Raw genomic sequence first — 390 nt, forward strand, 5'->3', positions numbered from 1 at the left:
GGCCCAGGCCTTGACCAGGAACGGCGCTGGCTGGTGGAAGACGAAATAATCGATGTCATCGCTGCCCAGGCCGGCCTTTTCCAACGCCCGGCGCATCGCGATCGGCACGTTGGTCGGAACGAAGCTGGCCATCTTGTTCTGGCCGTCGCTGAACAACGAGAAATAAAGCCGCGGCTTGGCCTCGCCGGTCGGGTTTTCCGGCAGGCGCCAGCGACCGGTGGCCACTTCATAGAACGTAGCGTCGCTGTGTTCGGCCGAAGCCAGCAGGTCGCAGCTGTCATCGTCGCCGCGGGTCAGCAGGGCCACCGCGCAGCCATCGGCGAACAGGGTCGAGGTACGCGAGGTGAAGTCGAGCAGGTTGGAGATGTACTCGCTGCACACCACCAGCAC

At 64.1% G+C, this 390-nt stretch carries 1 pseudogene; it reads right to left on the bottom strand.

What is annotated here, in order from left to right:
• Window positions 1-390 (bottom strand): annotated as a pseudogene (gene pqsC / locus C3Y15_RS31570) (2-heptyl-4(1H)-quinolone synthase subunit PqsC); the annotation flags it as partial.

The sequence above is a fragment of the Burkholderia sp. B10 genome, from assembly GCF_004368385.1.
In the GTDB taxonomy this organism is placed as follows: Bacteria; Pseudomonadota; Gammaproteobacteria; order Burkholderiales; family Burkholderiaceae; genus Burkholderia; species Burkholderia vietnamiensis.